Below are 21,284 nucleotides of genomic sequence, written 5' to 3'. Positions count from 1 at the left end.
TCATGGCCCATGGTCTTGGCGACTGGAGGGGGTGGTGAAATGACGACGCATTCCGAAGTCCCGACCGAGATCCGACCCGATATTCGTGAACGCGCCCTGACCTGGTTCGTCCAGCTTCAGGACGAGGCGGCGACCGAAGATCAGTGGCTGTCGTTCCAGGATTGGCTGGAAGCGGACGGCGCCCACCGACGCGCCTATGCCCTGGTCGAACAGGCCTGGGCGGTCACGGATCAGACGCCTCTCGCGATCAAGCCCGCCAATGACGACACGCCCCCGCTCTGGCGTCGCCGCAGCTTCATGCGCGGTGCGGGCGTGGCGGCGGCCCTGGCGCTGACGGCGGGCCTGTCGCCGCAACTGATCGAAATGGCCACGTCTCAGTCCTACAGCGCTGATGAGACGCCGATGACGATTGATCTGGAGGATGGGTCGCGCATCTATCTGAACCGGGCCACCGACATCCGCGTGCGCTTGGGCCGCAACAAGCGTTCCGTGGTGCTGAAGGAAGGCGAGGCCGCCTTCGATGTCGCCCATGATCCGTCACGCCCGTTCGAAGTCCGCTCGGGCCATCGCTCCGTCCGCGTGCTCGGCACCGCCTTCGACATGGTCAGCCACGATGACATGTTCCGCGTCAGCGTCGCGCGCGGGGCCGTCGCCGTCTCCACCACCGGCCAGGACGCCGACTTCCACCTGGCCGCCGGTCAGCAGTTGAACCAGTTGCGAAAGGCCCCCGCCGACGTGTCCGAAGTGGACCCCACTCGCGCTTTCGCCTGGCGTCATGGCGTCCTCGTCTATCAGGATCGCCCCCTGGGCGAGGTGGCTGCGGATATGTCCCGCTATTTCGAAAAGCCCGTCGTGGTGATGCCGACCGCCACGTCCCTGCGTTTCACCGGAGCGCTCAAGGTGGCGGACGAGGCGACCGTGCTCGACAAGCTGGACGACTATCTGCCGATCCGGGTCGAAAGAAGCGCCGACCAGATCGCCATCTACGCCCTGGCCGAGCACTGAATGTTCCTGTTTTCGGCGCTTTAGATTCGCAGAACGATTTCGATAGGTGGAGCCTCTGAATGCTGACGCGTCTGGTCGAAGCGACATTGGGCAAACACGTCCGCACGGGCGACCTGACCGTCATTCTGCCGAACGGAAGCAAGCTATTCATGGGCGATGGGACCGGCGATCCCATCGTGGTGCGGCTGACCGATAACGCCGCCGTCCTGTCACTGCTGCTCCAGCCCGAACTTCGCACCGGTGAACTGTTCACCGACAGCCGACTGCTGGTCGAAAAGGGCACGGTCTTCGACTTCCTCTGCCTGGTGCTGGGTCAGACCTATCCCCGCCCCTCGGCCCTTTCGCGCTGGGTCGAACGCACCCGCCAGAAACTGTCTCTGTGGGGCCAGAGGAACAATCCCGGTCAGTCGCGCCGCAACGTGGCCCATCACTATGATCTGGGCGACGCCTTCTACGCCCTGTTTCTGGACCCGGACTGGCAATACTCCTGCGCCTATTTCGAGCATCCGGGACAGTCTCTGGCCGAGGCCCAACTGGCCAAGAAGCGCCATATCGCCGCCAAGATGGCCCTGCGTCCCGGCGACCGAGTGCTTGAGATCGGCTGCGGCTGGGGCGGCATGGCGCTCTATCTGGCCGGCGTCGCCCAGGCGGGTCAGGTCGTCGGCGTCACCCTGTCGGACGAACAACTGGCCCGCGCCCGCAGCCGCGCCTCGGCTTTGGGTCTGGACGGAAAGATCGACTTCCGGCTTCAGGACTATCGCGCAACACCAGAGACCTTTGACCGCATCGTCTCGGTGGGCATGTTCGAACACGTCGGCCTGAACTTCTACGAAGCCTTCTTCGACACCTGCCGCGAGCGTCTGACTGATGACGGGGTCATGCTGCTGCACACCATCGGGTCGTCCGATGAACCCAGCACGACCAATCCCTGGCTGACCCGCTACATCTTCCCCGGCGGGCACCTGCCCTCGCTGTCGGACATGACGACGGCCATCGAGCGCGCAGGCCTAATCATCACCGATGTCGAGGTGCTGCGCCTGCACTACGCCTTCACTCTCAAGGCCTGGCGCGACGCCTTCATGGCCCGTCGCGACGAGGCGGTCGCCATGTTCGACGACCGCTTCTGCCGGATGTGGGAGTTCTATCTCTCCATGGCCGAAGCCGCCTTCCGCCACGAAGACATCGTCATCTTCCAGCTGCAACTGGCCAAGAACCAGCACGCCGTCCCCCTCACCCGCAACTACATCGGACAGGCCGAAGACGCGCTGCGGGCGAGAGAAGTCGAAACGGGCTGGAAGTAGGCCGGATCAGGCGGCGGCCTCTTTTGGCGCCTCCATGTCATCCAGCAGCGCCTGTTCGCCATCGGCGGCGAACCAGTCGGCAAAGGCCTGATTGCACTCGACCGCCGTCTCGGCTGCGCGGGCCAGCATGACGTCCTCATAATCGCGGACGGCCTGTCGCCAGTCCTGCGCCGTGACCAGGGCCTCGGCCAGTTCGGCGGCGTCCAGCATCGCCAGATTCACCCCCACGCCCATCGGCGGCATGACATGGGCCGCATCCCCCACCAGGGTCAGGCCATCCCTTTGCTCCCACCGCAATGTTTCGGTCGGCAGGGCGACAATGGGTCGAACCGCCGCAACCCGATCAGCATCGGTTATCAAGGCAGTCAGGGAAGGCGCCCAGCCCTTAAACCGCTCCAGCAGTTCCGTCTTGGTGATATCGGCCAGCACCCTGTCCGGTCGATCCGTCTCCTCGGGCCGGGTTCGAAAGGCGGCGTAGACGCGGACCGTGTCGCCGCCATTCCGCTGACCAATGATCCCCACCCCGCCATGCAGGGCGTACATCGAACCATGGCCAACCAGCTTGGCTAACTCAGGATGGCGCGCATCCACGTCGTTCAGCCACAACTCTACAAAGGTGACGCCGGAATAGACCGGCTGGGCCTCAGTCAGCGCCGCCCGCACCCTCGACCATGCGCCATCCGCACCGATAACCAGATCGAACGGCCCCATGACACCCGTATTCAGGCGCAATTCGTGGCGCCCGTCCGCCAGCGCAGTCACCGCCTCGACCCGCACGCCCCAATACACCAGTTCGTCCGGCAAGGGACGCAGCAGAAGTTGGCGCAACAACACCCGGTCGATCTCGGGGCGGTCGCCGGTTCCCGCCTCGGGTATCTCTTCACGCAACAGGGCGCCGGTCACATAGTCCGCGACCCTCTGCTCCTGGTCCTCATGCCGGGCCTCAGCCAGAAAATCGTCCAGCAGCCCCGCCTTCACCAGCGCCAACTGCCCGCTGTCAGGATGCAGGTCCAGGGTGCCGCCCTGATCGCGCGCGGTCAGTGAGGCGTCGCTCTCAAAGACTTCCACCCGCCAACCGGCGCGGTGCAGGATATTGGCGGCCGTCAGCCCGGCAGGCCCAGCCCCGATGATGGCGATGGATGGATGTTGCATTTCAAACCAGCTTCGATAATTTATATAGGACACTATCAATAAATATAGCCACCTATACAAATGAACAAGCCCCTGTCGCAATGGCGGCCCGAAACCATGCCCGCCCTGGTCATCAGCCGCCTTGGCAAGCTGCTGATGAAGCGTATGGACGACAGTCTGAAGTCGGTAGGCGTGACGACCGCCCAACTGCCCGTGCTGGTCGCGCTGAAAAATGGTGAACGTCTGACGCAGAAGGCCCTGGCCGAGTTCGCGGATGTGGAACAGCCCAGTATGGCCCAGTTGCTGGCGCGGATGGAACGCGACAACCTGATCCAACGCGAACCCTCGCCCACAGACGGGCGCAGCAGCCTCATCGCATTGACGGACCATGCGCACGGCCTGCTGGAACCCGGCCGCGACGCCCTGCGCCTGCTCGATGCCGAAATCTGCGCCGACCTCACGCCCAAGGAACATGCAACCCTATCCACCCTCCTCGCCCGCGTCGCGGCACGTATCGAGAAAACAGCAGACTGAAGGGGGCGCGAAGGTGGCGACGCCCCCGCCCGGTCAGGTCTTCTGCGGCAGGATCAGATATTTCTCGCCAGTCGCGCGACGATTATATGCGGCGACGATTTCGGGCTTCAGCGCGTCGGCCAGAGAGATTTCCGCGGTGTAGCGGCTGGCGAAGGTGGTCTTCAGTTCCGCCATGACCCGGCCGCGCATGGCGATCACCGTCTCCATGCCGAACTTTGCCAGGCTGGGCGGCAGCAACCAGCCGCCGACGCCCCAGCTCATGCCGAAGCCGCGCGTCAGTTCGGTCGGGCGCAGGTCCAGGCCGCCATAGATATAGACCTGTTTGTGCACCGACGAGCCATAGCGGCTGAAGGGCGCGCCCGAGCGGATGACGGCGATCTCCATCGCGTTCAGGATTTGCCCCGCCAGCTTGCCTCCGCCGATGGCGTCGAACGCCAGGGTCGCGCCGGTCGCGGCGATGGCGTCGGCCAGGTCGGCTTCAAAGCTTTCCAACGTGCTGTCGATCACATGTTTCGCACCGATGTCGCGCAACAGGGCCGCCTGTTCGGCGCTGCGGACGATGTTCACCAAGCCGATGCCGTCGGCCAGGCAGATCTTGTTCAGCATCTGCCCCAGGTTCGAGGCGGCGGCGGTGTGGACCAGCGCCGTATGGCCTTCGCGGCGCATCGTCTCGACCATGCCCAGCGCCGTCATCGGGTTGACGAAGGCCGATGCGCCGTCGACGGCGGTCGCGCCCTCCGGCAGCACCAGGGCGTCATGGGCGCGCACGGTGACATATTGGGCGAACGTCGGCCCGCCGACGATGGCGACCGTCTTGCCAAGCAGATGCTCGGCCTTGGCGCCTGCCGCGATGACGGTTCCTGCGCCCTCATTGCCCGCCGGCATCGACTGATCCAGCCGCCCCTTGATAATGGCCAGCCGGCGCTGCGGCACGTCGGCGACCAGAACCGGGCTGTCCGCCGTCCCTTCGGCCCGCGCCGTGCTGAGGTCAGCAGGACCAAGCAGAAGCGCGAGGTCGGACGGGCTTATCGGCGCAGCCTCGACCCGCACGACAATCTGACCGTCTGCGGGATGAGGAACCGAAACCCGCTCCAGCGACAGCCGCAACTGCCCCTCAGAGGTGATCAGGGTTCTGAGTTCGATGCCGGAAGCGATGTCGGTCATGGTCCGTCTTTCCAGTCTGGTCACGCCATGCGGCGGCTTGGGAACGCGGCAGCGTGTTCGCCGACGCGGAAATAGGGGTCGCGGCCGTAATGACGGCTGTCTGACGCCCTGTGGATGAAGCATTTCCCGGGACGCATCAAGGCATAAATCGAAAAATGGGTATGCCCACAGCTGCAGAACGGCGGAACGCGCCGACGACCCGCATCAAAGCGTCTCCAGCACCCGATCATCAAACATGCCGAAGGCCAGGCTGGAGGCGTACAGGGCCACCGCACGCTCTCTCGGCATGGTCGAAGCCCAACTCCGCATGTCGAAGGCGGCGTTCTGCAGCGCGACCAAACCCTGACTGGCGATGAAGGGATCGACAGGCCGCATCGAGCCCTCGGCGACGCCGTCGCTGATCATGCCCGCATAGGACTGGGCGATCCGGTGCGACCGTTCCAGCATAAGGGCGAACTCACGCGCAGGCACGCTGGTCAGGGCGGTCGTGCGAAGCAGCCCCTCGCCATTGGCCAACTGAAGATCGAGTATGCTGGCCAGAACGCTGGACAGCCGACGCCAGTGATTGCCGGCCACCGTGTCCGACAGACGCTGCGCCGTCGTCATGATGTTGAAGCTGCGGTCATAACAGGCGGTGATCAGGTCATCCTTGGCATCCATGTGATGATAGAAGCTGCCCTTGGTGACCTTCAGTTCGGCCGAAATCCGTTCGACCGACGCGCCGCGATAGCCGACCTCGTTCATCAGACGGGTGGCGACGCGCAGGAAGGCGTCGCGATTGACCGTTTCATCGTCCTGAATCTGCACCAGAGGGATCAGCTCCGGCGCCCAGGGCTGCCCTGCGGCTGCGATGCCGTGCGTCAGCAACTGCATCATGCGCGCTTCCAGCCGGTCGAACTCATAGGCGTCGTAACGGTCCAGCCAGACCGGCAGCCAGAAGGTCTTTTCCAACAATAGATGCGCGCGCGCGCCGTAGAGGTCCGCGTGAACCCGTGTCGCGGGCGCGCCCCACAGGCTGCGAGTCCGCCGGAACACGGTGCGCCAGCCCGCCAGCAGTTGGCCGCGCAGCGGGTCTTCCATGGCGCGCAGATCGGACAGCACCGCGAAGGGCGCCTCCTGCCCCGCCTGAATCCGGGCCAGCCGCGCCATGTGCAGCGACAGATAACGCCGCACCCGCAACTGGGGGGTCGGCTCCTCCAACGCCTGGTCCAGAATCTCCAGCAGCTTGTCCAGCGTCCGGCTGAAACAGGCCGCCGCCAGATCTTCCTTTTTCTTGAAATAATAGGTGACGCTGGTCGTGGTCAGCCCGACCCTGCGCCCCACGTCGGCCAGCGTCAGACCCTTGGCGCTCTGCTCGTTGATGGCCAGGGCGGCGGCGGCGAGAATGGCCTCGCGCTTGGCGTGATAGCGGGCGGGGCGTCGCGATTCCGCAGGCTCGATATCCGTGCTGCTCATTGGCGATACATACCCAATAAAACGGGCCCAATAAAACGAGCCCAATCTCGGGGGAAAGTCAGCCTGATGCTGCGAGCATCAGGCTGACCCCGCTTTCGATCAGGATCGGATCGTCGCGCCGCCGTCCACGATCAGCGCCTGCCCGGTCATGAAGGTCGAGGCCGACGAGGCCAGGAAGGTCACCGCCCCCGCGATCTCATGCGGCTCGCCGATACGACGCAGCGGGGTCTCGGAGGTCATGGACTTTTCGACCTTGGAGTCTTCCCACAGCGCCTTGGCGAAGTCGGTGCGGACCAGCCCCGGCGCAATGCAGTTGATGCGGACGTTGTGGCGTCCGTATTCCACCGCCAGATTGCGCGCCAACTGGAAGTCCGCCGCCTTGGAGACGTTGTAGCCGCCGATCATGTCCGAGCCGCGCAAGCCGCCGACCGAGGAGATGATGATGATCGAACCCTCCTTGCGCTCAATCATCTCGCCGATGACCATCTGGATCAGCCAGTGGTTCGACAGCACGTTGTTGTCGAAGATCTTGCGGAACTGCTCGTCGGTGATGGTGCCGATCGGGCCATAGTGCGGATTGCTGGCGGCGTTGCAGACCACGACATCGACACGCCCGAAAGCCTTGCGCGTCTCGTTGACCAGATTCTCCAACTGCGATTTGTGGGCGATGCTGGCGGCGACGGCGATGGCTGTTCCATCGCCGTGACGCGCGTTGATTTCCGCCGCCACGACGTCGCAGGCGTCCTGATTACGGCTGGAGATGACCACCTTGGCGCCATTGGCGGCCAGTTCTTCCGCCGCCGCCTTGCCGATGCCGCGCGATGAACCGGTGATGATGACGACCTTACCGGCCAGATCGAATTGAGACATGCGTAAACCCTGAAATGCGGTGCGGCCCAAAGGCCGAAATGACGGCGGCTTTTAGCGGTGGGTCCGCTCTGGACGCGGGGCGGCGACGTCCTCGTATTTGCCCAGCTCAGCGCGGGCGATGGCGCGGTTGTGCACCTCGTCCGGGCCGTCGGCGAAGCGCAGGGTGCGGATGCCCGCCCAGGCCGCCGCCAGTTCGAAATCACCCGAAACACCGCCGCCGCCGTGCGCCTGAATGGCGTCATCGAGGATTTTCAGCGCCATGGTCGGCGCCTGCACCTTGATCAGAGCGATCTCCAGCTGGGCCGACTTGTTGCCCGCCCGATCCATCATGTCGGCGGCCTTCAGACACAGCAGGCGGCTGCATTCGATGTCGATGCGGGCGCGGGCGATCCGTTCCTCCCAGACGTTGTTGTCGCTGATCCGCTTGCCGAAGGCGACGCGGCTGACCAGTCGACGGCACATGGCCTCCAGCGCCATTTCGGCGGCGCCGATCGTGCGCATGCAGTGATGGATGCGGCCCGGGCCAAGCCGCCCTTGCGAAATCTCGAAGCCACGTCCCTCGCCCAACACCAGATTCTCGACCGGCACCCGCACATTCTCCAGAGCGATTTCGGCATGGCCGTGCGGCGCGTGGTCATAGCCATAGACCGACAGCATCCGCTCGATGCGGACGCCGGGAGTCGAGAGGTCGACCAGAATCTGCGCCTGCTGCTGGTGACGCGCCGCCTCGGGATTGGTGCGTCCCATGACAATGGCCAGTTTGCAGCGCGGATCGCCCGCGCCCGACGACCACCACTTGCGGCCGTTGATGACATAGTGGTCGCCGTCCCGCTCGATCCGGGTCTGGATGTTGGTGGCGTCGGACGAAGCGACTTCCGGTTCAGTCATCAGGAAGGCCGAGCGGATTTCACCGTTCATCAGCGGACGCAGCCAGCGCTCCTTCTGCTCCAGCGTGCCGTATCGATTCAGCACTTCCATATTGCCGGTGTCGGGCGCGGAGCAGTTGAACACCTCGGACGCCCATTCGACCTTGCCCATCTCTTCGGCGCACAGGGCGTATTCCAGATTGGACAGTTGCGTGCCCTCGAACACGAAGCTGTCGTCCACATGGGGCGCGCCGCTGGTCGGGGGCATGAACAGGTTCCACAGCCCCTCGGCCTTGGCGTGGGCCTTCATCTCCTCGATCACCGGAATGACCTTCCAGCGCTCGCCCTCGCGCTGCTGGGCCAGATAATCGGCGTGGCGCGGACGGATGCGGGTGTCGATGAACGCCTTCACCCGATCGCGGAAATGCGTCTCTCTGTCTGAAAGCTGAAAGTCCACGCGCGTCTCCTGAGGTTGAAGCGCCGCTGCGCTTCGGTTGCCATACCAAATATTCGATATTTGGAGTATCGGCTGCGAACGGCGGACGCAAGCCCCGGATATGCGGCCCGAAACCCGGCGCCATAACCCCGGTTCCATTCGCTTGTATCAATACTTCCGGCACCCATGGCCCCGATGTTGGTCTGCGCCTTGGGGCTTTGAACGGATTGGCTTGACTCCAATCTCAATCATACCTCAAGTTCGAAACTACAGCACATCCGGTCGCGGCCGCCATCGCTTCCGGGGACGCTGTGCGTTCAAAATACTCAAGAGCCCGGCAAACGGGCCAGCAGTAGAGGAAACGACCGTGACGACCCAAAGCGCCCAATCCGCCTCGCCGTCCGGGTCCGCCCCCGCATGGCCAGCGATGAGCCTGCAGCAGGCCCACGGCCTGCTGACCCAGCCTGGCTCTCCGTTCGAAATCGAGGACGTCCAGATCGACGGCCGCACGGTCAAGTGGTGGAAAAACGCCCCTTCGACCCTGCGCCAGACCTTCCAGGTCGCTGCGTCTCACGGCGACAAGACCTTTCTGGTCTATGAGCAAGACCGGGTCAGTTTTGACGCCTTCAAACGCGCCACCCTGGCCTTGGCAGCCGAGCTTCAGGCCCAGGGCGTCCAGCCCGGCGACCGCGTGGCTGTCATCATGCGCAACCTGCCGGAATGGCCGGTGGCCTTCTTCGCCGGCGCCCTGATCGGCGCCATCGTCGCGCCGCTGAACGCCTGGTGGTCGAGCGCCGAACTGCTGCATGGCCTGAACGATAGCGGCGCCACGACCGCAATCGTCGACCCCGAGCGCCTAGCCGCCATCCTGCCCCTGCTGGACCAGACCCCGGCCCTGAAGCGGATCTATGCCTGCCGCACGGACGCCCTGCCGGAGGACGCGCGCGTCACAGCGCTGGAGGCCGTCATCGGCGCCACGGCCCAATGGCCTGCCCTGCCTGAGGGCCTGATGCCCGATGTCGAACTGACGCCGGAGACCCCCGCCACCCTGTTCTACACCTCGGGCACCAGCGGTCGGGCCAAGGGTGCGCTGGGCACGCATCGCAACGCCGGATGCGGCCTGATGGCCATCCAGTTCTCGATCGTGCGCACCATGCTGCGTCGGGGCGAGACGCCCAAGCCGCCCGCCCCGGATGCGCCCCAGGGCGCCGGGCTGGTCTCCATCCCCTTCTTCCACACCACCGGATGCAACGCCGTCCTGCTGGTGGCGATGGCCATTGGGCAGAAGCTGGTCTGCCAGCGCCGCTTCGACGCGGGCGAGGCCCTGGCCCTGATCGAGCGTGAACGCATCACCTCGGCGGGCGGCGTGCCAGCCGTGGCCATCGCCCTGATGACCCATCCCGACCGCGACCGCTACGACCTGTCGTCGCTGGAGTTGATGAGCTACGGCGGCGCCGCCGCGCCCACAGAGCTGGTCCGCCGCATCGACGGCGACACGCCCCATGCCGCCCCCGGCTCGGGCTGGGGCATGACCGAGACCAGCGCCGCCCACACCCACCACGCGGGTCAGGACTATTCCCAACGCCCCGCCAGCTGCGGCCCGGCCCTTCCGGTCGGCGAGGTCAAGGTGGTTGACGAGCAAGGCCGCACCCTGCCCGTCGGCGAGCAGGGCGAATTGCTGGTCTATGGCCCCAATATCGTGACCGGCTACTGGAACCGGCCCGAGGACACCGCCGAGACCTTTGTCGACGGCTGGGTCCGCACGGGCGATATCGCCCACATCGACGAGGAAGGCTTCGTCTTCATCGTCGACCGCAAGAAGGACATCATCATCCGCGGCGGCGAGAACATCTACTGCCAGGAGGTGGAGGACGCCATCTACAGCCACCCGGCCGTCGCCGAAGCGGCCCTGGTGGCCCGCCCGCATCCCGTGCTGGGCGAAGAGGCCGTCGCCTTCGTCACCCTGATCCCCGGAGAGACGGCTTCGGCGGACACGCTGAAAGCCTTCGTCGCCGAACGTCTGGCCGCCTTCAAGGTCCCCGCCGACATCCGCATTCAAGCGGCGATGCTGCCCCGAAATGCGGCGGGCAAGATCATCAAGACTGAACTCAAGGCCGCGCTGGCCGGCGAATGCGCGGCCTGACCCTCGCCATCGGGACAGACCTCCGGTTGGCGCGCCCCATTGCCACCGCCAAGCCGAGAGGCGTACTGCGGTCTGTCGCCCGCCTGCGCGCGGACGACCGTAGGCTGTTCGCAGGCGCGGAGAAACGGATCACCATACGGCGCCTGAGCAGGGCGGCCATATCCCCCGCTCCCTTCCTCGACAGCCGTCACATTGGCTCACCGAGGCAGGGCGTGAAGCAGACACGATTGAAGGGCGCCGAACGACGCACGCGGTTTCTGGACGCCGCTGCGGAAATCGTCGTTGAGGATGGCGTTTCGGCCGTGACCATGGACGGCGTCGCGGCGCGTTGCGGCGTGGCCAAGTCGCTGGGCTATCGTTACTTCAAGGACCGCGACGACCTGCTGGGCGCTCTGTTCGACCGTGAAATGCAGGCCTATGTCGACCATGCCCGCGAGAACATGAAGCCGGACGCCCGTCTGGAGGACTGGATACGCGGCGGTTGCCGACAGTGGTTCCGTCTGGCCGATGAACAGGGCCAGTTGTTCACCCGTCTGGCCGGCGACAACGGCCCCCTCGCCTCTCGCGCCCGCGCCGCCCAGCGCGCCACCGCCCAGGGCTGGGCCGCCGGACTTCAGGCCGCCTATCGTCTGCCCCAGCGACAGGCCGAACACATGGCCTGGTTCATCGTCAGCGGCGCCGCCGGAATCCTGTCCGCGCGCAATGGCGAGGACGACGAGGCCTTGATCGAAACCCTGGTCGTTTCCGTTGTCGCGGCCTGCGAGGCGCTGCGGGCGAAATACGCCCCGCCCAGAACGAAAAATATCGCCTGAAACCCGGTCAGACCGCCAGTTTCCGATTGCCCATCGCCACTAAGTGACGATACCGTCACTAAATGCCCCGCCGTCGTGGTCGGGCCGAAATCTGGCGATCAGCGCGAGTTCCGATGAAACTGTACGGCGACCAAAACCCCGCCCCGAATCCACGACGCGTCAGGATCTTCCTGGCCGAGAAGAACATCGAGGTTGAGCACGAGCGCGTGTCGCTGCGCGAAGGCGCGCACAAGACGCCGGAGTTTCTGGAGAAGAACTCGCTGGGCCAGGTTCCGGTGCTGGAACTGGATGACGGCAGCTACATCAGCGAAAGCGTCAGCATCTGCCGCTACCTGGAGGAGACGCACCCCGAACCCCCGCTGTTCGGGCGGGACGCCAAGGACAAGGCCCTGATCGACATGTGGTGTCGGCGCATCGAACTGCGGCTGATGATCCCGATCGCCCACATCTGGCGCCACACCCACCCGCTCACAGCCGCCCTGCTGGTCCAGTACAAGGACTTCGGCGAGTCCAATCGGCCCCGCATCGACGAGTTCTATCTCTGGCTGAATGGCGAGTTGGAGAGCCGCGATTTCATTGCTGGCGACGACTATTCGATCGCCGACATCGTCGCCCTGACCGCAATCGATTTCGGTCGAATGATCGGCGTCGACATTCCTGAATCCTGCACCGTCGTCTGGGCCTGGCACGCCCGCGTCTCCGCCCGCCCCAGCGCCCACGCCTGACCAGAATATCATTGCCGCAATCCATAAGTGACGTTAACGTCACTTAACGCTCAAAACGTTGTCCGGAAGGGAGAAAACCACCGGCACAAGCCGCCTGCACGGGCGCGGCGCGATCTCTGCCGCCCCCGTCAAAGCCTGCATCAAGACTGCGGACCGGCGGCTCAATCCGCCCGGCCTGCAACCAAGAAACTTTCAAAAATAAGTCGCACAGCGACAGGGAGAGAAATGCATGCCTAAAGGTCAAAACAAGCCCCTCTATGCGCGCGGAAAACCTGCCATCGGCGCCGGACTGGTCGTCGCGGCGCTTTCCGCCGGCTCCGCCGCCTGGGCGCAGACTTCGCCGCCCCCGGCCAACACTGTCGACGACATCGTCGTCACGGCTCAGCGCCGCGCTGAAAACGTCCAGAACGTCCCGATAGCCATCACGGCGGTCCGGGGGGAGACGCTGCAGAACCTGAACATCACCCAGCCGTCGCAACTGTCGCTGATCGATCCCAGCGTTCGCTTCAAGCAAAGCTTGAGCAGCAGCGCCTCGGGCCTGTCCATTCGCGGCGTCGGCACCAGCAGCTTCTCGGCCGGCATCGAACAGAGCATCTCCACCGTCGTCGACGGCGTGGTTCTGGCGGTCCCGTCCGGCCTGTCCACCCTCAGCGACATCGACCGGGTGGAGATCCTGCGCGGGCCGCAGGGCATGTTGTTCGGCAAAAACGCTTCGGCAGGGCTGGTCCACTTCATCACCAAACGCCCCAAGCTGGACGCCACCGAGGGCGAGCTGGATGTTCAGATCGGCAACCGCGGCACACGCATCGTCCAGGCCATCGGCAACGTCGCCCTGACCGAGAATTCGGCCCTGCGCATCGTCGCCTCCCATCACGAACGTGACGGCCTGATCCGCAACCTGTTCCAGGACGGCGTCAGAACCGACCCTCAGGATGTCTCCAGCCTGACGCTGAAATACCTCTGGAAACCTAATGAGGACCTGACGGTCTATATCTCAGCCGACCGCACCGAGAGCGACGGCTTCTGCTGCCAGTCGACCTATCGCAAGGTCACGCCCGGCTTTGCGCCCGCCGTCATGAATGACCGCTACGGCGTCGTCGCTGGGCCCAAAAACCTGGACATCGCCGCCAGCGGCCCGGTCGTCGGCGACAGCTATGCGCAGGGCGCCTCGATCCAGGTGGACTACGCCCTGGGCGACCACACGATCACCTCCATCACCGCCTATCGCCAGTTCGACGCCCATGGCGCGTCTGACGGCGACATGACCGCCGTCAACTACATCGACAGCAACGGCGGGGCGAACAAGACGGACTGGTTCACCCAGGAACTGCGCCTGACCTCGCCCATCGGCCAGCATTTCGACTATGTGGCAGGCCTCTATTATTACAACTCGACCGCATCATCCCTGATCCGCCAGCGCGGCAATCTGAACTGGATCGTCCCCGCCTCGCAGGGGCAGGTCATCCCCATCGTTCCGGGCGCCAGCCTGAACACGGTGTTCGAAAACTCGACCTACAACGACGTCGATTCCACCAGTTTCGCCGTCTTTGGCCAGGGCACATGGCACGCCACGCCGCGTCTCGACATCATCGTCGGCGCCCGTTCGACCTGGGACGACGCCGAGTTGGATTACCGCCGCGCCCTGACGCCTGGGACCATGCCGATCCCCGGCTCTGTCCCGCTGCAGTTCAAACAGAGCGTGGACGCCCATAACCTGTCGTGGAGAGCCAGCGCCCGGTATAGTCTGGCCCAAGACATGATGGCCTACGCCACCATTTCGCGCGGCTACAAGGGGCCGGGCTTCAGCGGCCTCAGCGCCGCATCCGCCACCGCCGATCAGCGGGTCCAGCCGGAAATCCCGACCAGCTATGAGCTGGGCCTGAAGACCGCCTTCCTGGATCGTCGTCTGGTCGCCAATCTGGCGCTCTACAGCACCACGGTCAAAGACTTCCAGGCCCAGGTGTCGGACCTGTCCAGCCCCACCTATTCGACGCGCATCACCAACGCCGGCGAGATCAAGACCAAGGGGGTCGAGTTCAACCTGATCGCCCGCCCGACTGTGGAACTGACCATCACGGCAGGCGGCGCCTACACCGATGGCCACTACGTCGATTTCAATGGCGTCCAGTGCTATTTCGGCCAACCCAAGGTGTCCCAGGGCGGACCCTGCACCACCCCGCCCGCCAATCCCACATCGCCAGACGGCTTCTTCAACGCGGGCGGCTTGTCTTTGGCAGGCGTCGCGGAATGGGTTTACGGCACGACCGTCACCTATCAGCGCGACGTGGGCGCCGGGCTGCATATGGCCGGTCAGGTCAACTGGAACTGGCAGAGCGACGTCAACTTCGCCCCCAGCGGCGACCCCGGCACGATCCAGAAAGCCTATGGCCTGCTGGGCGCCCGCATCGCGGTCTCCAGCCAGGACGCCCGATGGACCCTGGCCCTGCTCGGCAGCAATCTGCTGGACGAGCGTTTCGCCGCCATGATCGCCCCCTCGCCGTCCACGGCCCTGAACCCCGGCGGCTATGTCCAGTTCTTCAGTCCCGATTCCGTGCGCCGCTTCAGCGTCAGCCTGTCGACGCGCTTCTAGTCGGGCGCGCCCAGACCGGCTTCAACCAGAACCACGAGAACAGATGATGAAAACCACCGCCCGCCTGCATCCGCCGACACGTCGACGCGCAACGGCCTTGTCCAGTCTGGCTCTCGCCTGCGCCCTGGGCCTGGGCATGGCCGCCTCGCCATCGATGGCCGCATCCCAGCCCCAGCCTGCCGCATCCGAGGCCAAACCGATCCTGACCATCTATCACCTGGAGGGCCGCCGTTCAGAGCGCGTCGTCTGGCTGTGTGAAGAACTGGGCCTGCCCTATACGCTGGAATACAAGCGTGGCGACCTGCGTGGTTCGATGGCGCAGATCCGCGCCCTCAATCCCCTGATGCCGGTGGCGCCGACCGTCCTCTATGGCGATCAGGTCATCGTGGAATCGGGCGCCATTCTGGAGATGCTGCTCGCCCGCCACGGCGATGGTCGTCTGCGCCCCGCGGTCGATTCCCCGGACTTCCCCTATTATCTGCAGTGGATGCACTATTCCGAGGGTTCGTTCGCGGCGCGGGTGATCGGCGACTATCGCGTCGAGATGATCCGCCGCTCGACCAGCCCCAGCCCGCTGGTCGACGCCGAAGACACCATCCGCTTCGCCGAAGACTATCTCAGCCGCCACCCCTATTTCGGGGGCGCCGAGTTCTCGGCGGCGGACATCATGATGCTGTTCCCGCTGAACGTCGCCACCTCGACCAGGATCGCCGACATCAGCCAGTTCCCGCATCTGGCCGCCTGGCGTGAAAAGATCGAGCAACGCCCCGCCTATCAGCGGATGTTGGCCGTCGCCCGCCCCGACGGCGTGATCGGCTCCCTGCCGCCCCTGCCGGGACGTTAGGAGCGCCTCTTCTTGGCGGGACGCTGGATGGCCGACGTCCCGCCAGTTTCAAGCGATTGCGAGGCCTGAAACCCTCATGTCGACTGTGGGGACAGGGCTGAACTGACAGCCCCCCGTTTTTCCGCACGGTCCCGATAGCCCAGCAGCCGCAAGGCGTTGATCACCACCAGCAGCGTCGATCCTTCGTGAAGGATGACCGCCGGACCGATCCCCAGGCCGAATATGGTCGCCGGCACCAGGAAGGCGACGACGCCCAGACTGACGATCAGGTTCTGCAGGATGATGGCCCGCGTCCGTCGGCTCAGGCCCACGGTGAACGGCAGTTGCGACAGGTCATCGGACATCAGCGCGACATCAGCCGTCTCCAGCGCAACGTCCGAACCTGCCGCGCCCATGGCGATGCCGACCGTCGCCGTGGCCATGGCGGGGGCGTCGTTCACCCCGTCGCCCACCATGGCGATCTTGCCGTCTGCCCGCAGACGCTTGATGGCGACCACCTTGTCCTCCGGCATCAGGTCACCCCAGGCCTCGGTCAGACCGACCTGCCCGGCGACGGCCTGAGCGGCCTTCTGGTGGTCGCCGGAGATCATGATCATCCGTTCGATGCCCAGCGTCCGCAGCGCCTTCAGCGTCGGCTCGGCCTCAGCGCGCGGCGTGTCCAGCAGACCGATCACGCCCATGTCCCGCGCACCGCGCCGCACCACCATCAGGGTCCGCCCCTCCTCGCGCAGTCGAGCGACGACCGAAGCCGTCTCATCACCCAGCGCCGTCACACCGTCGGCGCCGAACATCTCGGGCTTGCCGATCCAGATCGTCTCGCCGTCCAGCAAGGCCGTTACCCCCTTGCCCGTCAGGCTCTTGAGGTCCGTCGCCGTCGCCATTGCGGCGTCGCCCAGACGTGCGCCCCCATCGCGCGCTATGGCCTCGGCCAAGGGGTGATTGCTCAACCGTTCGACGGCGACGGCTGTCGCCAGCAGATCGTCCTGCGTGATCGTCCCCACAGTCACGATGTCGGTGATGCGCGGGCGTCCCTCCGTCAGGGTGCCGGTCTTGTCGAATGCAATGGCGCTCAGGGAGCCCAGATTCTCCAGCGGCGCCCCGCCCTTGATCAGCACCCCGGCGCGCGCCGCACGAGCCACGCCGGACAGAACGGCGCTGGGCGTGGCGATGGCCAACGCACACGGACTGGCCGCCACAAGCACGGCCATGGCGCGATAGAAGCTGTCGCGGAACGGCTCGTCCACCACGACCCAGGCGAACAGCAGCAGGAAGGCCAGCACCAGCACCAGCGGCACGAAGACGCGCGCGAACTGGTCGGTGAACCTTTGGGTCGGCGACTTCTGCGTCTCCGCCTCGCTGACCATGCGCACCACCTTGGCCAGGGTGGTGTCGCTCGATTTCCGTGTCGTCTCGATCTCGATGGCGCCCGCGCCGTTGATCGTACCAGCGAAGACCTGGGACGCGGCGCCGATCTGGGTCGGTCGCGCCCGCGCGCTGGCGGCGTCGGCGACGGGCTGTTTGTCGACCGGGATGCTTTCGCCGGTCACTGGAGCCTGGTTGATGCTGCTGGCGCCCGCCACCACGAAACCATCGGCGGGCAGCCGTTCATTGGGGCGCACGACCACCACGTCCCCAACCTCCAGCGCCTCGACGGGCAGTTCGACGATCTGGCCGCCGCGCCGCACATGGGCCGTTCGGGGCGCCAGTTCCGCCAGCGCCTCAATCGCGCGCTTGGCCCGGCCCATGGCGTAGTGTTCCAGCGCGTGGCCGATGCTGAACAGGAACAGCAGCAGCGCACCCTCGGCCCAGGCCCCCAAGGCCGCCGCCCCCGCCGCGGCGACCAGCATCAGCGTGTCGATCTCGAAGCGCTTGCGCCGCAGGTTCTCGGCCGCTTCCCGCACGGTGAAGAAACCACCAAACCCGTAGGCCAGAAGGAACAGGGCCAGGGGCAGCCACGACGGAATGCCGGACACCCACTGCTCCAGCACAAATCCAACGCCAAGCGCCGCCCCCGAGGCCAGGGCGAAGATCAACTCCGTATTGGGGCCCAGGAAACCGCCGTCGCCGTGGTCGTGGCTTGCACCGTCTTCATGGTCATGATCGTCGGCCGTTTCGCTGCATGGGATTTGGCGGGTCATTCGGCGATCTCCTTTGCGTGCGGGCGGTTGTTCTGACGACAGGCGATCATTCCTCGCCCCCTTCATCCTTGCGACGGCGCACCGTCCTGGCTGCGAAGGTCGGCAGCACCAGCAGGGTCAGGGCCGTCGCCGTCAGCAGCCCGCCGATGACCACGGTGGCCAGCGGCTTTTGAACCTCCGCCCCGGCGCCATGGGCGATGGCCATGGGGATGAAGCCTACGATGGCGACCAGGGCGGTCGTCAACACGGCCCGAAGACGGCTGGACGCCCCTTCAATCGCCGCGTCTCGGGGCGCCAGCCCCGCCTGAAGCCGCTCACGGATGGCCTGCATCAGGACCAGCCCGTTCAGGGTCGCCACCCCCGACACGGCGATGAATCCCACGGCGGCGGACACAGAGAACGGCATGCCGCGCAACAGCAACGCCAACGCCCCCCCGATCAAGGCCAGGGGCACGCAGGCGAACACTAGCCCCGCCTCCGTGAACGAGCCCAACGCCATGAACAGCAGCACCCCGATCAGGACGAAGACAATCGGGATGACCAGACCCAGACGTTGCTCTGCCCGCTTCAGATTCTCAAACTGACCGCCCCAGGTCAGGCGGACGCCAGAGGGCAGCTGAATCTTCTCCACCTTCTGCTGGGCGTCAGCGACGAAGCCGCCCAGATCGCGACCGCGCACATTGGCCTGAACCACCATGCGACGGCTGCCGTTGCTGCGGCTGATCTGGTTAGGCCCCTCGGCGCTCTGGATGCGCGCGACCGACGACAGGGGCGTGATCACGCCCGTGGTCGAGACAATGGGCAGGGCCGCCAGCGCCGCAGGGTCATTGCGCGCGTCGTCAGGCAGGCGCACCACCACGTCAAAGCGGCGGTCCCCCTCGAATATCCGCCCCGCCTCCGCGCCGCCTATAGCCGCAGACACCGCCTCGGACACGTCGGCTGCGGACAGGCCGTAGTTGGCGGCCGCGATCCGATCGACGCTGATTGTCAGGGTCGGCAGGCCCGAAGCCTGTTCAACCCGTACGTCGGCTGATCCCGTCGTCTCTCGCAGGGCCACGGCCACCTGATCGGCGACGCGCTGCATGGTGTCGAAATCGTCGCCGTAGACCATGACCGCCAGATCGGTCCGCACCCCGGAAATCAGTTCGTTGAAGCGCAGTTCGATCGGCTGGCTGAACTCGAACGCATTGCCGATCTGCTGATTGGCCAGGGTTTCGAACCGCTCCAGCAGGGCGTCCTTCTCCAGCCCGGAATCGGGCCAGTCCTTGCGGTCCTTCAGGACGATGACGCCGTCGGAGATGTTGGGTGGCATCGGGTCCACGGCGGCCTCTGCCGTGCCGGTGCGTGAGAACATGGTCTCCACTTCCGGCTGAGCGGAGATCGCCCGCTCCAGCGCCATCTGCATGGCCAGCGACTGCTCCAGCGACGCTGAAGGCACGCGCAGGGCCTGCATGGCGATGTCGCCCTCGTCCAGGGTCGGGATGAACTCGCGCCCCAGCGAAGAGAAGGCCAGTGCGCCGACGACTACGGCGCCCAATGCCGACGCCAATACGATCTTGGGCCGATCGACGGCCATGCGGATGGCCGGCTGCAGCCAGCGACGCGCGTGGCGCAGCAGGAAGGTCTCATGCTCGTGGGCGCGGCCTTGCGCATCCACCTCGACCTTCTTGGGATCGCGCACCAGCAGGGCCGTCATGGCGGGCACGAAGGTGAACGAGAAGATGAAGGCGCCGACCAGAGCCAGCATGACTGTCGCGCCCATGGGCACAAAGGTCTTGCCCTCCACCCCCTCCAGCATCAGCAGCGGGGTGAAGACCAGAAGGATGATCAACTGACCGAAGGCGGCGGGCTTGACCATCTTGCACGCCGCAGCCCCCGCGACCTGAAGCCGCTCGCGCCGAGTCAGCGCGCGGCCAAGATCAATCCGCCGCTGCGACAGCATCAGCAGGGTGCTCTCCACCACAATGACCGCGCCATCGACCAGCAGGCCGAAGTCCAACGCCCCCAGGCTCATCAGATTGCCGCTGATCCCGAACCGATTCATGCCGATCACGGCGAACAGGAAGCTGATGGGGATCATCAGGGCCGTGATGCTGGCCGCGCGAATGTTGCCGAGCAGCAGGAACAGCACGACGATGACCAGCAGCGCACCCTCGCTCAGATTGCGCGCCACGGTGGCGATGGTCGAGTTGACCAGGGCGCTGCGGTCCAGAACCGTCACCGCCTCGATCCCGGCAGGCAGGGTCTTGCGAACCTCCTCCAGCCGCTCGCCCGCCGCTTGGGCCACGGTGCGGCTGTTTCCGCCCGCGATCATCAGCGCGGTTCCCAGAACGGCCTCGTGGCCGTCGCGGCTGGCCCCGCCAAGGCGCGGCGCCTGGCCGATCTCTACGGTGGCGACGTCGGCGACCCGCACGATCAGGCCGTTCCGATTGACCACCGGCGCCTGGGCCAGATCCTCAATGGTCGAGGCCAGGGCGTCTGTCCGAACCGTCAGCGCCTCGCCCGCGCGCTGCACATATCCGGCCCCGGCCTGGGTGTTGGCCCGGTCCAGCGCTTGGATCAGATCACCCAGTCCCAACCCATAGGCCGACAGTCGGGCGGCGTCGGGCCGCACGGCGTATTCCTTGACGTAGCCGCCGACCGTATCGACGCCCGCAAGCCCCCGCGTCGTGCGCATCTGGGGGACGATGACCCAGTCCTGAACCGTCCGCAGATAGGTGGCGCGTTCCTGTGGAGTCGAAAGCAGCTCCCCTTCCGGGGTCAGATAAGCGCCGCCCGCCTGCCACCCGGCCTGCCCCGGCTTGGCCAGGTTCGCGCTGTTGAACGGCTTGTAGTCGACCGTCCACATCAGCACCTCGCCCAGCCCCGTGGTGATCGGAGCCATGGCAGGCTCCACCCCGTCTGGCATGGCCTCGCGCGCGCCCGCCAGACGTTCGGCGACCTGCTGACGGGCGAAATAGATGTCCGTCTGGTCGGTGAAGATGACCGTCACCTGACTGAACCCGTTGCGGCTCAGCGACCGCGTCGAGGTCAGGCCGGGGATGCCCGACATGGCGGTCTCGATGGGATAGGTGACCTGCCGTTCGATCTGTTCGGGCGCCAGCGCAGGGGCGACCGTGGTCACCTGGACCTGGCGATTGGTGATGTCCGGCACAGCGTCGATAGGCAGCCGTGTCAGCTCAAGCAGTCCACAGGCCGCGACCAGGGCCGTAGCCAGGACGACGAGCCACCGGAACTTTACTGATACCTCAATGATGGATTTGAACATCG

15 protein-coding genes are annotated in these 21,284 nt (G+C 65.6%); 8 read left to right on the top strand and 7 right to left on the bottom strand.

Going from position 1 to position 21,284, the window contains the following annotated elements; translation table 11 throughout:
• The first annotated feature begins 39 nt into the window (after positions 1-39).
• Both JKF87_RS12540 and JKF87_RS12535 read left to right on the top strand, forming a co-directional pair.
• The gene (locus tag JKF87_RS12540; RefSeq protein WP_201100230.1) at positions 40-1,005 is read left to right on the top strand and encodes a FecR family protein; all 966 of its coding nucleotides are present in this window, start codon (positions 40-42) and stop codon (positions 1,003-1,005) included.
• Positions 1,006-1,064: 59 nt separating this feature from the next.
• Positions 1,065-2,306: an SAM-dependent methyltransferase gene (locus JKF87_RS12535; RefSeq protein WP_236261359.1), complete on the top strand. Its 1,242-nt coding sequence runs from the start codon at positions 1,065-1,067 to the stop codon at positions 2,304-2,306.
• A 6-nt stretch (positions 2,307-2,312) separates the two neighbouring features.
• On the opposite strand, the gene JKF87_RS12530 is transcribed toward JKF87_RS12535, so the two are convergent.
• Complete coding sequence (locus JKF87_RS12530) at positions 2,313-3,458, bottom strand: FAD-dependent oxidoreductase (protein ID WP_201100229.1); 1,146 nt, start codon at positions 3,456-3,458, stop codon at positions 2,313-2,315.
• 60 nt (positions 3,459-3,518) lie between these two features.
• On the opposite strand from JKF87_RS12530, the gene JKF87_RS12525 reads away from it, so the two are divergent.
• Positions 3,519-3,971, top strand: coding sequence for a MarR family winged helix-turn-helix transcriptional regulator (locus tag JKF87_RS12525; RefSeq protein ID WP_201100228.1), 453 nt, complete (start codon positions 3,519-3,521; stop codon positions 3,969-3,971).
• A gap of 33 nt (positions 3,972-4,004) precedes the next feature.
• Here JKF87_RS12525 and JKF87_RS12520 read toward each other — a convergent pair whose 3' ends face one another.
• The 4 genes from JKF87_RS12520 to JKF87_RS12505 form a co-directional block, all read right to left on the bottom strand.
• Complete coding sequence (locus tag JKF87_RS12520; protein ID WP_201100227.1) at positions 4,005-5,135, bottom strand: zinc-binding dehydrogenase; 1,131 nt, start codon at positions 5,133-5,135, stop codon at positions 4,005-4,007.
• A 204-nt stretch (positions 5,136-5,339) separates the two neighbouring features.
• A complete protein-coding gene (locus tag JKF87_RS12515) occupies positions 5,340-6,590 on the bottom strand; it encodes a TetR/AcrR family transcriptional regulator (protein WP_201100226.1) in 1,251 nt (416 codons plus the stop codon).
• A gap of 99 nt (positions 6,591-6,689) precedes the next feature.
• Positions 6,690-7,460: an SDR family NAD(P)-dependent oxidoreductase gene (locus tag JKF87_RS12510; protein WP_201100225.1), complete on the bottom strand. Its 771-nt coding sequence runs from the start codon at positions 7,458-7,460 to the stop codon at positions 6,690-6,692.
• Between the two features lie 51 nt (positions 7,461-7,511).
• Positions 7,512-8,783, bottom strand: a complete 1,272-nt coding sequence (locus JKF87_RS12505; protein WP_201100224.1) for an acyl-CoA dehydrogenase family protein — start codon at positions 8,781-8,783, stop codon at positions 7,512-7,514.
• Positions 8,784-9,129: 346 nt separating this feature from the next.
• Here JKF87_RS12505 and JKF87_RS12500 point away from each other — a divergent pair, with 346 nt between their 5' ends.
• From JKF87_RS12500 to JKF87_RS12480, 5 genes are all read left to right on the top strand, one after another.
• Positions 9,130-10,905: a class I adenylate-forming enzyme family protein gene (locus JKF87_RS12500; RefSeq protein WP_307418041.1), complete on the top strand. Its 1,776-nt coding sequence runs from the start codon at positions 9,130-9,132 to the stop codon at positions 10,903-10,905.
• Positions 10,906-11,117: 212 nt separating this feature from the next.
• Positions 11,118-11,717 (top strand): TetR/AcrR family transcriptional regulator, encoded by a 600-nt coding sequence (locus JKF87_RS18525; protein ID WP_201100223.1) that lies wholly within the window; start codon positions 11,118-11,120, stop codon positions 11,715-11,717.
• A 113-nt stretch (positions 11,718-11,830) separates the two neighbouring features.
• On the top strand, positions 11,831-12,442 hold the full coding sequence (locus JKF87_RS12490) for a glutathione S-transferase family protein (RefSeq protein ID WP_201100222.1): 612 nt from the start codon (positions 11,831-11,833) through the stop codon (positions 12,440-12,442).
• 229 nt (positions 12,443-12,671) lie between these two features.
• On the top strand, positions 12,672-15,032 hold the full coding sequence (locus tag JKF87_RS12485; RefSeq protein ID WP_201100221.1) for a TonB-dependent receptor: 2,361 nt from the start codon (positions 12,672-12,674) through the stop codon (positions 15,030-15,032).
• 43 nt (positions 15,033-15,075) lie between these two features.
• Positions 15,076-15,876 carry a glutathione S-transferase family protein gene (locus JKF87_RS12480; RefSeq protein ID WP_201100220.1) on the top strand — a complete coding sequence of 267 codons (801 nt, stop codon included), beginning with the start codon at positions 15,076-15,078 and terminating at the stop codon, positions 15,874-15,876.
• 74 nt (positions 15,877-15,950) lie between these two features.
• Here JKF87_RS12480 and JKF87_RS12475 read toward each other — a convergent pair whose 3' ends face one another.
• Positions 15,951-18,014 (bottom strand): heavy metal translocating P-type ATPase, encoded by a 2,064-nt coding sequence (locus JKF87_RS12475; RefSeq protein WP_201100219.1) that lies wholly within the window; start codon positions 18,012-18,014, stop codon positions 15,951-15,953.
• Positions 18,015-18,060: 46 nt separating this feature from the next.
• Positions 18,061-21,282: an efflux RND transporter permease subunit gene (locus JKF87_RS12470; RefSeq protein WP_201100218.1), complete on the bottom strand. Its 3,222-nt coding sequence runs from the start codon at positions 21,280-21,282 to the stop codon at positions 18,061-18,063.
• Positions 21,283-21,284: the final 2 nt, after the last annotated feature.

This window comes from Brevundimonas nasdae, assembly GCF_016654005.1.
In the GTDB taxonomy this organism is placed as follows: domain Bacteria; phylum Pseudomonadota; class Alphaproteobacteria; order Caulobacterales; family Caulobacteraceae; genus Brevundimonas; species Brevundimonas nasdae.
Note: the sequence above shows the minus strand (reverse complement) of the source record. Positions and strands in the feature narration are given on the sequence as shown.

What these genes read in the sequence shown, in the direction of transcription:
- JKF87_RS12480 (WP_201100220.1), top strand. Translation starts at nt 15,076, where the DNA reads ATGATGAAAACCACCGCCCGCCTGCATCCGCCGACACGTCGACGCGCA.
- JKF87_RS12485 (WP_201100221.1), top strand. Translation starts at nt 12,672, where the DNA reads ATGCCTAAAGGTCAAAACAAGCCCCTCTATGCGCGCGGAAAACCTGCC.
- JKF87_RS12540 (WP_201100230.1), top strand. Translation starts at nt 40, where the DNA reads ATGACGACGCATTCCGAAGTCCCGACCGAGATCCGACCCGATATTCGT.
- JKF87_RS12490 (WP_201100222.1), top strand. Translation starts at nt 11,831, where the DNA reads ATGAAACTGTACGGCGACCAAAACCCCGCCCCGAATCCACGACGCGTC.
- JKF87_RS12515 (WP_201100226.1), bottom strand. Translation starts at nt 6,590, where the DNA reads ATGAGCAGCACGGATATCGAGCCTGCGGAATCGCGACGCCCCGCCCGC.
- JKF87_RS12520 (WP_201100227.1), bottom strand. Translation starts at nt 5,135, where the DNA reads ATGACCGACATCGCTTCCGGCATCGAACTCAGAACCCTGATCACCTCT.
- JKF87_RS12535 (WP_236261359.1), top strand. Translation starts at nt 1,065, where the DNA reads ATGCTGACGCGTCTGGTCGAAGCGACATTGGGCAAACACGTCCGCACG.
- JKF87_RS12470 (WP_201100218.1), bottom strand. Translation starts at nt 21,282, where the DNA reads ATGTTCAAATCCATCATTGAGGTATCAGTAAAGTTCCGGTGGCTCGTC.
- JKF87_RS12530 (WP_201100229.1), bottom strand. Translation starts at nt 3,458, where the DNA reads ATGCAACATCCATCCATCGCCATCATCGGGGCTGGGCCTGCCGGGCTG.
- JKF87_RS12475 (WP_201100219.1), bottom strand. Translation starts at nt 18,014, where the DNA reads ATGACCCGCCAAATCCCATGCAGCGAAACGGCCGACGATCATGACCAT.
- JKF87_RS12525 (WP_201100228.1), top strand. Translation starts at nt 3,519, where the DNA reads ATGAACAAGCCCCTGTCGCAATGGCGGCCCGAAACCATGCCCGCCCTG.
- JKF87_RS12510 (WP_201100225.1), bottom strand. Translation starts at nt 7,460, where the DNA reads ATGTCTCAATTCGATCTGGCCGGTAAGGTCGTCATCATCACCGGTTCA.